The organism is Echinicola arenosa, assembly GCF_014841125.1.
In the GTDB taxonomy this organism is placed as follows: domain Bacteria; phylum Bacteroidota; class Bacteroidia; order Cytophagales; family Cyclobacteriaceae; genus Echinicola; species Echinicola arenosa.
The window spans coordinates 416,761-427,844 of sequence record NZ_JACYTQ010000003.1; the positions used below are offsets into that span (position 1 = coordinate 416,761).

The following is an 11,084-nucleotide window of genomic DNA, read 5'->3' on the forward strand; positions in this document are numbered from 1 at the left end:
TTCAAAAACATTTTGATACAAATTAACTATATTGTAAAACAAATTTGACGATTAAAAATGAATAAAAGTTCCTTAATTAAAGAACTCTTTGCCAACATAAAAACTACAGGCGCAGTAACTTTTAGCTCTAAATCCCTGGTTAACAAAATGCTATCTTTTGCTGATTTTGAAGGAGCAAAAATAATAGTAGAATTGGGTGGGGGAGATGGAAGCATAACACGTGGAATTATTAATCGTATGGATGAAGATTCCATACTTTTAGTCTTTGAAATTAGTAAACCTTTTTGCGAAAACTTGAAGAAAGAATTTCCTCAGGACAATGTCCACATCATTTGTGACTCAGCCGAAAATATGGACCAATACCTTGAAGGTAAGTCTGCTGATTTGATTTTATCTTCACTTCCTTTTAGTCTTATACCAAAAGAATCTCGCAACGAAATTTACAAAAAAAGCCGTTCACACCTGAATCAAAACGGTTATTTTATACAGATTTGTTATTCATATCTGCTTAAATTTCAGTTTGCCAATTATTTTCAAAGTATTAGGACTGCATTTACCCTCAAAAATTTCCCACCGGCTTTTATTATTATTTGCAACTGAGGACAATAAATTGCACGAAACAATGCTGAATTTTCCTTTTTGAGACATTTTGTGTCCACAGCTTTTGGACTTTATTTTCATAAGCTTAACTTGAATTGATGAACAAGGATGTATTCAAAGGAAGAGGAGCAAGCATTTCACCAGACAACCCTTATTTAAAGAGAAGGGAAGTTCTGGAGCATATTGAAGGTTTGGATGAAGAAAAATACATTAATAAACCCCAAACAAAGTTTTATAAAGAACACACTAAAGGTGGCTTGAGTAAAAACGATAGCCCTGACCTGCCCTTAAACTATTCTGTAAACCCATATCAAGGCTGTGAGCATGGTTGTATTTATTGCTATGCGCGTAATTCACATCAATACTGGGGCTTTGATGCCGGTTTAGGATTTGAAACCAATATCATGGTAAAAACCAATATTGTGGAAGTATTAAGGGAACAATTCAAGAAAAAAGGACATCAGCCTCAAGCCATCATGCTTTCCGGAAATACGGATTGCTATCAACCGGCTGAACGTAAGTTTAAATTGACCAGAAAGATACTTGAGCTGTGTTTGGAGATGGGGCATCCGGTAAGTGTCATTACAAAAAACACCTTGATACTACGCGATCAAGATATACTGGCAAAATTAGCTGATAAACAGCTGGTGCATGTCTATTTCTCCATCAATCATCTTGATCACCAACTCAAAGCTTTGTTGGAACCAAGAACAGCAACAGGGCAGAAGAAGATTGCTGCGATCAAGACATTAAAAGATAGAGGTGTTCCTTGTGGCATTATGGTTGCGCCAATTATTCCAGCTTTGAACACGATGGATATCGCCGATATCATTCGACAAAGTGCTGATGCTGGTGCTTTAGCTGCAGGCTATACAGTGGTCCGTTTAAATGGAAATGTAAAGGAAGTCTTCAAACATTGGATCAAAGAACATTACCCGGAAAGAGCGGACAAAGTACTTCACCAAATTGAGCAATTACACGGCGGTAAATTGAACGATACCGAGTGGGGACGAAGAATTAAGGGCAGTGGGATTATTGCTGAAATGATCCATCAAATTTTCAATACTGCCAAACAAAAATATATGAAGGATAGGTCCATGCCTGATTTTAATTATGATGCCTTCAATCCCCACGGACAATTAAAACTATTTTAATCTATTGATCATGGATAATATACTTGAAATAGCTATTTTAGAAATGTGCAGACAGAAAGGAGAAAAGTCTTTCTCATGCGATGAGGTGATTCAATGGATGTATCCACAAGATTGGGAGAAATTTACAAAGGATATTCATTTAGCTGCTCAAGGATTAAAGCAAAAAGGTAAAATAATGCTCTCTGAAAGCTGGGAAATCAACGAAGTAAAAAATTGACCATGCATGCAATGAGGGCTATAATTGTTTAAAAAGAATGACGAAACTTCCTCAAACTTCAGTTGAAAATATTCCCGATGGCCTTGAAATGGCCACTTTGGGATCTGGTTGTTTTTGGTGTATAGAAGCAGTTTACCAAAACATACGTGGTATTTCCAAAATAGAACCAGGATACAGTGGTGGGCATATTGAAAATCCAAGTTACCAAGAGGTTACTACTGGAACAACTGGCCATGCTGAGGTAATACAGTTTTTGTATGACCCAAAGATCATTTCATTTCAGGATTTATTGGAGGTATTCTGGGCAACCCATGATCCAACTACACTCAACCAACAAGGAGCTGATGTAGGGCCTCAATATCGGTCAGCCATATTTTATCATTCTGACTCACAGAAAAATACGGCTATAGAATTTAAGAAAATTATTGAGGATGCGGAAATATATGATAAGCCCATTGTCACAGAAATAACTCCTTTTAGTAATTTCTATCCGGCAGAAAACTATCACTTTAATTATTATGAAAGTCATAAAAACCAACCTTATTGCCAGTTTATCATTAGGCCCAAAGTAGAAAAACTGAAAAGAGTATTTGGTCAACACACCAAGCTGATTTAAGTAAAAGACAGGCAAACGCACAACTTTATATCCTATATACAGTGGAAAAGTCTAATGCCTTGATTTTTTATCCAGCAGTGATGTTTTAATTTGTTTAACAAAAAATCGATTATGAGAACCAGAGCACAAGAGTCAAGAGCAGCAATTGAACGGTTGTATATTACCATGAGGCACCTATTTATGCGAGGTACCTACAAGCCTCTTGGGGTCTCAGGAGAGTCACTGATCGATGCCCTTTTGATCCTTAGGCCCGAAATTTACGGTTTGGTTTCAGAAATAGAAAAAGTAGAACTGGATGGCTTATTGTATATAATGGAAAGGCTGCCCCGAGGAATAGAAGAATGTCGTTATATTAGGTTGATCAGCCGGGAAGGATATGAAAATTCAGATTTTGAAAAATTGATTCCGAGTAAAAGGAGAAGGAATTGTTACAGGGTGGATAAAGACCAGATGTTTGTAGAAATGACACGCGGTAAAAGCGATATATATGATATCCTTACCCATCTTACTTTCCTATACATAGAAGCTGAAAAGATCAGAAGGAACAGCACTGATAGCAAAGGTAGAATCCACCTGAATTGGAATATGCTGAAAAAGATAGTTCAACAGGAAGAAAAAGGGGAACCTTACGATAAAGAAGCTGCTTGTTCTTACTTGAGCCACCTTACGGGTCGGACTTTTGATGAAACGCATCAAGCTATCCAAAAATTTGAAGCTTCTAGAAACTCCAACAGCTTATTTTCCATTATCTATCATCTGGGCAGGCTATCCATTGATGAAGCACTCAACGACAATGATCGTGAAATCTCCTTTTCTGCTACCCTAAGAGAAAGGATAGGTCATCATGTCTACGGTGAGATGTGGGCTCAAAACATCAAGGCAATCTTGGATGAGCATGACCTCCTTAATCGTCCCATCCATATCATCAGCGCGAACCTTCATAGTGTTGTCAATACGATTTATGGACATCAAGCTTTAGGCCTATCCTCATTTGAAGATATAGAGCAAATGGCCATAGATATCAGTTTGGGCAATAAAAACAACAAAGCTAAGGAAATCGAAAAATACGCACTGAAACATGGTTTTGTGAGTATACCCGATATCTCAGGTACCAATATAGGCGCTCAGATCATTGACACATCCAAAATGGTTGCTGAGACATTGATTCCTGGTGTAGAGCTTCCTGAGGATGTCAAAAAGAAACCCGTTATTGTTGTGATGGATTATGCATTTGGAGAGCAGGCTTATGAATGTTTTGACGAATTGTTGAAGCCATTTGAGGTGGGGAATCAATCAATACCTCTGGACGTAGTGTCAGCATCTATCATGGGAAAAGCTGGGATTTTAGAAGGTAACAAAGGGGATTTGATGATCCCCAGCAGTCATGTATTTGAAGGTACAGCAGATAATTATCCTTTTAAAAATCAATTGAAGCCTGATGATTTTAAAGGTTATGATTTAGGGGTTTATGAGGGGCCTATGATTACTGTGCTAGGTACTTCTTTGCAAAACAAAGATGTGCTCAATTATTTTCTGGAATCATCATGGAAAGCCATTGGTCTGGAGATGGAAGGAGCACATTATCAAAAGGCCATCCAATCAGCTAGTAAAATAAGAAGAAGCATTCGGAAAAACGTAAAGGTCCTTTATGCCTATTATGCTTCCGATAATCCATTAAAAACAGGAAGCACATTAGCTTCGGGGAGTCTTGGAATGGAAGGAGTGAAGCCTACATACCTGATTACCTTCAAGATTTTAGAGACCTTATTTGCCAATTAAGGTTGATACAGTTCAATTAATGCGTAAATGATAGCATTATACTTTAATTAAAGATCGATTACTTCAATACATTGGTTATATTTGTCAAAGTCAAAGCTTTATTTACATTCAATACTTTGACAAAATCCAGACAGGTCCCTTATAGGACATGTTCCGATAGTAATAACTCCATCCCAGTCAGTTTTTAGTACTTAAACCCTATTGAACTTACTTGAAGGGTTGACGACTTCGGACAAACATTCATTATTTTATGGAAATAGACAATTTCAATAGTTTTAATTTCAATGATTCCCTACAAGAAGGTCTTGATGCAATGGGATTCAGCAAGCCTACTCCGATACAACAGCAGGCCATTCCGGAGATATTAGAAGGGAAAGACCTAATAGCCTGTGCTCAGACAGGAACAGGCAAAACTGCTGCTTTTATATTACCAGTCTTACACAAAATAGCCGAAAAAGGCGAAGGTAAATTAAACACCTTAATTTTAGCCCCCACTAGGGAGTTGGCCATTCAAATAGATCAGCAAATTCAGGGACTAGCCTATTTTGTAGGTATCAGCTCCATTCCAATTTATGGAGGGGGTGATGGTTTGGCTTGGGAACAACAAAAAAAGGCCCTTGAGCATGGTACTGAAATTGTGGTGGCCACACCAGGTAGATTGATAGCCCTTCTTGCCGGAGGAAAAATCAACTTGGATAGTTTGGAGCACCTCATATTGGATGAGGCAGATAGAATGCTGGATATGGGATTTTCAGATGACTTATTGAAAATCATCAATTATCTTCCTTCGCAGAGACAAACTGTCCTTTTTTCAGCCACTATGCCTTCCAAAATCAGGCAGTTCAGCAAAAAGATCCTTCAATCTCCAGTAGAAATTAATATAGCCATTAGTAAAACGGCCGAGGGAGTCAGCCAAATGGCATATCTCGCTTATGATCAACAAAAGGAAAAACTTTTGGAAAATATTCTGTCCCAAAAATCCTATGAAGCTGTGGTGATTTTTGCTTCGACAAAAGACAAGGTGAAGAATATTTTCAAAATCCTGAAAAGAAAGTTTGAAGTTGAAGCTTTTCACTCTGACTTGGACCAAGTTGATCGGGAAAAAATTATGTCTCGTTTCAAAAACAAGACGTTAAAAATCCTGATAGGTACCGATATTATTTCAAGGGGAATTGATGTGGAAGGTATCGAACTTGTAATCAATTATGATACACCTAGTGACCCAGAAGATTATGTACATCGAGTGGGGAGAACAGCCAGGGCAGACAAAAAGGGGGAAGCGATTACTTTTGTCAATGATAAAGATCTTTTCAAGTTACATAAAATCCAAAATTTGATTGGAATTGAAATCGACAGAATACCTTTACCGGAAGGATTTGAAGAAGGTCCGTCGTATAACTCACCGAGTAAAAGATCTACTTCCGATAAAGGAAATTCCAAATCAAAAAACAGAGGGAAATTCAGCAAAAACCGTTCAAGAAAGCCAAATTCAAAAGGCACTAGTACCAAATCAAACAGTAATGGTCAGCCAATGAATACAGGACATTCACCTCAAGCAAAACCGAAAGATTCATCAGGGAAATTTAGGGCAAGGACAAATGTGAAGAAGGACTAAATACCAAAGTTTAAACTGAAAAGACTTGTTGGCGACCAAACTTTTGGTCGCTTTTTTGTTTGTCTTGAAATATAGCTGTCTGAGCTGTTCTTATGTTTCATTGATATCTTTTTATATTCCATTTATTGATAATCTTGGCCAGTTGGTTAGAAATGAGGCCTTAAATTTTACCTAAATAAAAAAATACCGCTAAATAGGTAAATTAGAAAAAGCATGGAGATGGATTAGTAAACCTATATTTGTAATTAGAATAAATCAATAATTAATTTCTTAGTATCGAAATTATATTTTTAAAAGTAATTTTACCACAATAATTAATTTGATTTTTAGCTGCAATCATCTAACTTTATATCACACAAAATTTTGTAAGGACTGTTCTGACAGTCAGTGGAGTAATAGTATCACAGTTATTGCTCAAGGTTACTGAAACGAGTTTTGAAGCATAATTTTTGAACGTTTCTTCAAACTCCAGTAAAGCACATACACCAAAGTTTCAATTCCGATCACCTTGCCTTTTTAGGTGCTTGTGGAATTTGATTTTTATAGTTGAATCTTTTGTAAAATGATTTTCGAAGTTCTCAAGATAATTGCTGGAGAGGTAAATCAGTATTTTGTTGAATTAGAAATGGAAGATTCCGAGGTGATCCTCGAGAATGTGGCCATGATCGATTCACAACAGGAAAATGCTGATGCATTAAAAAATAAATTGATCCTTTCACTTATAAACCTGAACGAAGAAGTTACTTTAAAAAACTTCCCTAACCATGTTTTGGAAGGTACGAAGGTCACCTATAAAAACCCTATCGTCAACCTTAATCTTTTTTTAGTTTTTTGTGCCAACCGCAGCGTTTACAAAAAGTCACTCAGTGATCTTTCCAGAATTCTCGAATTCTTTCAGTCGAAAAAAGTGTTCACCCAATCCAATACCAACTTTGATAGGGATTTGGATGAAATGAGTGGAATCAAGAACTTCCGTTTTACCGTGGAACTATTTACTCCAACTTTTGAGGAACTGAACTACATCTGGGGAACCCTAGGGGGTCGACAGCTACCATCCATTTTTTATAGACTTAATCTTGTTGAAATCAATAGGGATCTTTCCACCTCCGAAGATGCAGTTATTTCTCAAATAAGCAGAAACTATAAAAATATACTGAAATGAATGTATCTTCTATCTATAAAACCTTAGCTACTGTTTCCATCTATCACAATTATTTTTTGGACAATGGGGAGACATCCTTTGCATCCATGAACACTGATGAACAAGCTGAACAATTAAAATACTTTGACTTCAGAAGTTTCCTAAAGATTACACCAACACAAGAAACTTTGAAAGTAATGAGTGGTCAAAAGATCATTTTTAAACTTTATCCAAATAGCATTTTACTCGCCATTAAAGTCGGCGCAACAGACGAAAGTATTCCCTTTATTCCACTAGAGGATTCATTAAAGCTTAATTTCAATTTATATATAGTTGATTCTTACTTTGAAAATTATACCGCCTTGGAGCTGGATACGAGTAAACTAATGTTCTTTTCCAATGAATCCCCCATATTTCCTGATCCTGCTAGTTTTGAGTCCATCCCAAGGTTTAACCAAAATAAGTTGATTGATGGTGATTATTTATATGAGGGTAAAAACAAAGATTTTTTGTTGGCCAATTTTGCAGACAATCCACTTTTACTGAGTGGTATATTAAGTATCCAAATCAAGTCAAGTAATACTGCCGATAGTTTGATCAACAACGATGGAAGCTTAAAAAACACACCACCTCACTTTAAAATACAATTTGATAACCAGAAAACCATTTGGAAATATATCCACCGTAAAGATGAGTTTGAGGTAGAGACCAAACAGGCAATGCCCCTTACCAAGTATGGATATATCAAATTGGAGAATCCTACTGATTTTAAATCTTCGCCACCCAGTCCTGATAAATATCAATTTCCGAATCCAAGCGCTAATAGCGTTAAATTAATATCTAACCAACTCTATTCAGAAATATTCATTTAAACCTTTTTATTATGGCAACATCATATAAAACACCCGGTGTCTATGTCGAGGAAATTTCCATTTTTCCTCCTTCAGTGGCACAGGTAGAAACCGCCATTCCGGCCTTTATTGGCTATACCAAAATGGCAAAGGAAACCATAAGTGATGATCTTTTAAATGTCCCCACAAAGATTTCCTCCGTACTGGAATTTGTCCAGTATTATGGTGGAGCTCCGGACATAGACATCACTTCTATCGAGCTCGATGCATCCAATCAGGTAACTTCTATTCTGATGGATGACAAATATTATATGTATGAATGTATTAGAATGTTTTACGCAAATGGGGGTGGAGACTGCTACATTACTGCAGTGGGAAAATACGGTGAAACGCCACAAAATGGCGATGGGATCACGGCAGGTTTTATAAAAGGTCTAAATGAAATCAAAAAGGTGGATGAACCAACAATTCTTTTAGCCCCTGATGCTGTTTTGATGAGCCAATCCAACATGAATTCATTGCATCAAGCGATGTTGGCACAATGTAACGAGCTGAAAGATAGGTTCAGTATTTTCGATCTCAAAGAAAATACAGGCTCCCATGATGATGCTGCTGACAATTTTAGAAACGGTATTGGGATTAATTACCTGAAATATGGAGCTGCTTACTCACCTTGGCTCAAGGCAAACTTACCCAGAGCGGTCAACTATAAAGACATCAAGGATAATTTGGTATCTGGGGGTGGTTCGGTAGATTTAGCTGACTTAGTAGCAGATCCTGAAGGAAAAGATCTAGCAAATCGTTTAGATAACTTGGTGGATGATCAATTGGCAATAACAGCCGAGAAGGAAAGCTTACATGCAGGATTCAATTCCTATGAAAGTAAATATGAAAGCCTATCCACAACGCTGAGTACCAATCCTTCCAAGGCTAATTTAGAAGCCTTGCTAAATTATTATGTACAATGCATAGACTTTGTAAGGGACACCATAGAAGTAGGGACAGATGTATCAATAAGCCTTTCAGATGTGAGTACTCCTGCAGGTGATACCGAATATTTATTTGATTATTTAGTTTCCAAATTAACAGGAAGTTTAGATACTACCATTACAGCTTTGCAGGACATCTATGCTGATTCTGCGGACGCTGGCTCCACTCTTACTGCGCCGCCTTTAAACTTACCGGCTCCTTCTCCAACAGGAGTGGACTATACAACTGGAGGCACTGCCAATGGAGATTATTTCACCACAGGAAGCACCAATATTGAATCCATCACACCTAATATTTCAGATTTTATTGGTTTGTGGACCAATATTAAATCTGCCATGGACCTGATTGTTACATCAGCAGACAATTATGTAAGTACATTACAAGAGTCTGCTGTAGAGGCTATTCCGCCCCTTAAAAACATTATACGCGCCATTTCCAATGAACTGCTTACCCTTCCTCCAAGTGGAACGATGGCTGGGGTTTATGCTAGGGTGGATAATGACCGAGGAGTTTGGAAAGCACCTGCCAATGTTTCCTTAAACAATGTAGTTGGGGTCAAAACTTTGATAGACAATAAAAAACAAGAAGGATTCAATGTGGATGTAGTAGCAGGAAAGTCAATTAATATCATCCGCCCATTTACCGGAAAAGGAATATTGGTCTGGGGAGCCAGAACCTTAGCTGGTAATGACAATGAATGGCGCTATGTTTCCGTCAGACGCTTCTTTAACATGGTTGAAGAATCCGTCAAAAAGACGACAGAACAATTTGTTTTTGAATCCAATGATGCCAATACATGGGTAAAGGTAAGGGCCATGATTGAGAACTTCTTGATTCTTCAATGGAGAGCGGGCGCACTTCAAGGAGCCAAACCCGAGCAAGCGTTTTTTGTAAGAGTAGGTCTTGGACAAACCATGACGGCTTTGGACATTCTAGAAGGCAGAATGAATGTGGAAATCGGTATGGCAGTCGTAAGACCGGCCGAATTCATTATCCTTAAGTTTTCACACAAGATGCCTGAAGCATAAGTTTAATTAATTGTTTTAAAATACTTAAAATCATAAAGTTATGGCTGATTATCCTTTAGCAAAGTTTCATTTCTCAGTAGACTGGGGAGGAACTAAAATCGGTTTCACTGAGGTATCTGGTTTGGATGTGGAAACGGAAGTAATAGAATACCGTGATGGTGCTATGCCCGAATATAGCAAGAAGAAAATGCCAGGAATGCAGAAGTTTGCCAACATTACCATGAAAAGGGGCACATTCAAGAGTGACAATGAATATTTTGCCTGGTGGAATACGGTAAAGCTCAATACCATAGAAAGAAGAGATATCACAATCAAATTGTTAGATGAAGAGCATAATCCTGTGGTGGTTTGGAAGGTAAAAAATGCTTGGCCGACAAAAGTCCAGTCGACAGATTTGAAAGGTGATGGCAACGAAACAGCTATTGAGTCGATTGAACTAGTCCATGAAGGTTTAATGATCCAAAACGAATAGACGATGGCTGGCTATTACCCTCCGGTAGGTTTCCACTTCTTAGTTGAGTTTACTGACATTGACACTGGAGACAATGATCAAAGATTTCAATCGGTTGGAGGGTTATCTGTGGATATAGAAACAGAAAGTATCATCGAAGGTGGAGAAAACCGATTTAAGCACAAATTTCCTGTCAGGACCAAATATCCAAATTTGGTCTTAAAAAGGGGAATGCTGCTTGATTCCAAAGTGATCAAATGGTGTAAGGATGCTATTGAAAACTTTATTTTTCAACCTTCTGACATTACTGTAAAGCTTCTAAATGAGGAACACCAACCATTACATACTTGGAAAATTGTCCATGCTTATCCTGTGAAATGGTCTGTTGAAGACTTTAATGCCGAAGAAAGTAAACTGGTGGTTGAAACCATAGAATTATCTTATAACTACTATACCTCTGAATAGTCATGCCGATAGAAATCAAAGAACTACATATCAAAATCAATGTAGATAGCGAAAAAGGGAAACCAGAAGGCGCCAAAGGAGATCAAGGAAAAGGCAAACAGGATGTCGTCTCCAATTGCATTGAACAAGTAATGAATATCATAGCAGCCGAGAAGGAGAGATAGGCTTTCATTGACC

General features: G+C 37.6%; 12 protein-coding genes. All 12 read left to right on the forward strand.

The genetic code is table 11. The features are described 5' to 3' along the window. Positions 1-57 precede the first annotated feature (57 nt). The 12 genes from IFO69_RS10980 (at position 58) to IFO69_RS11035 (ending at position 11,071) form a co-directional block, all read left to right on the forward strand. Entirely contained in the window at positions 58-600 is a 543-nt protein-coding gene (locus tag IFO69_RS10980) for a class I SAM-dependent methyltransferase (RefSeq protein ID WP_192010149.1), read from the forward strand. A 98-nt stretch (positions 601-698) separates the two neighbouring features. Continuing rightward, positions 699-1,754: a PA0069 family radical SAM protein gene (locus tag IFO69_RS10985; protein ID WP_192010150.1), complete on the forward strand. Its 1,056-nt coding sequence runs from the start codon at positions 699-701 to the stop codon at positions 1,752-1,754. Positions 1,755-1,764: 10 nt separating this feature from the next. After that, complete coding sequence (locus IFO69_RS10990) at positions 1,765-1,971, forward strand: hypothetical protein (RefSeq protein WP_192010151.1); 207 nt, start codon at positions 1,765-1,767, stop codon at positions 1,969-1,971. A 37-nt stretch (positions 1,972-2,008) separates the two neighbouring features. Beyond that, on the forward strand, positions 2,009-2,587 hold the full coding sequence (gene msrA / locus IFO69_RS10995) for a peptide-methionine (S)-S-oxide reductase MsrA (protein WP_192010152.1): 579 nt from the start codon (positions 2,009-2,011) through the stop codon (positions 2,585-2,587). Positions 2,588-2,698: 111 nt separating this feature from the next. Next, complete coding sequence (locus IFO69_RS11000; protein WP_192010153.1) at positions 2,699-4,366, forward strand: DUF6909 family protein; 1,668 nt, start codon at positions 2,699-2,701, stop codon at positions 4,364-4,366. 250 nt (positions 4,367-4,616) lie between these two features. Beyond that, complete coding sequence (locus IFO69_RS11005) at positions 4,617-5,981, forward strand: DEAD/DEAH box helicase (protein ID WP_192010154.1); 1,365 nt, start codon at positions 4,617-4,619, stop codon at positions 5,979-5,981. Positions 5,982-6,543: 562 nt separating this feature from the next. Further along, a complete protein-coding gene (locus IFO69_RS11010) occupies positions 6,544-7,143 on the forward strand; it encodes a DUF4255 domain-containing protein (protein ID WP_192010155.1) in 600 nt (199 codons plus the stop codon). After that, entirely contained in the window at positions 7,140-7,994 is an 855-nt protein-coding gene (locus IFO69_RS11015) for a hypothetical protein (RefSeq protein ID WP_192010156.1), read from the forward strand. Before IFO69_RS11010 ends, IFO69_RS11015 begins: the two co-directional genes overlap by 4 nt. An 11-nt stretch (positions 7,995-8,005) precedes the next feature. Then, a complete protein-coding gene (locus IFO69_RS11020) occupies positions 8,006-9,991 on the forward strand; it encodes a phage tail sheath family protein (RefSeq protein WP_192010157.1) in 1,986 nt (661 codons plus the stop codon). A gap of 40 nt (positions 9,992-10,031) precedes the next feature. After that, positions 10,032-10,463, forward strand: coding sequence for a phage tail protein (locus IFO69_RS11025; RefSeq protein WP_192010158.1), 432 nt, complete (start codon positions 10,032-10,034; stop codon positions 10,461-10,463). Between the two features lie 3 nt (positions 10,464-10,466). After that, entirely contained in the window at positions 10,467-10,907 is a 441-nt protein-coding gene (locus tag IFO69_RS11030) for a phage tail protein (RefSeq protein ID WP_192010159.1), read from the forward strand. A 2-nt stretch (positions 10,908-10,909) separates the two neighbouring features. Further along, entirely contained in the window at positions 10,910-11,071 is a 162-nt protein-coding gene (locus tag IFO69_RS11035) for a DUF5908 family protein (RefSeq protein ID WP_192010160.1), read from the forward strand. The last annotated feature ends 13 nt before the right edge of the window (positions 11,072-11,084 follow it).